Here is a 277-nt window from a genome sequence, read left to right on the forward strand (position 1 = left end):
GCCGACTGATATCGTGACCAATACAGCACTTGAGCGTCCAGTACCTGCCTTTGAGTTGCCATTATTATCAGATACCAGTCGTATCATGACCAATGACAACTTGCCAGATAAGCCATTCCTCATGAATATTTGGGGCTCTTGGTGTCCAACTTGTATCATTGAGCATCCTTTTTTGATGAAGCTAGAAGAGCGCGGTGTTAACTTGGTGGGCGTAAACTACAAAGATGATATTGGGGATGCGTTAGGGTATCTTAATCGCGGTGGCGACCCGTTCTCT

The 277-nt window shown here is 45.8% G+C and carries 1 protein-coding gene; it reads left to right on the forward strand.

Translation table 11 applies throughout. The features are described from left to right. Positions 1-13 precede the first annotated feature (13 nt). Positions 14-277 (forward strand): redoxin family protein (locus SB772_RS40400; RefSeq protein WP_410838569.1); only part of this gene is annotated, 264 nt, incomplete at its 3' end.

Origin of the sequence: Paraburkholderia sp. SIMBA_030, assembly GCF_046535245.1 — a bacterium.
In the GTDB taxonomy this organism is placed as follows: Bacteria; Pseudomonadota; Gammaproteobacteria; order Burkholderiales; family Burkholderiaceae; genus Paraburkholderia.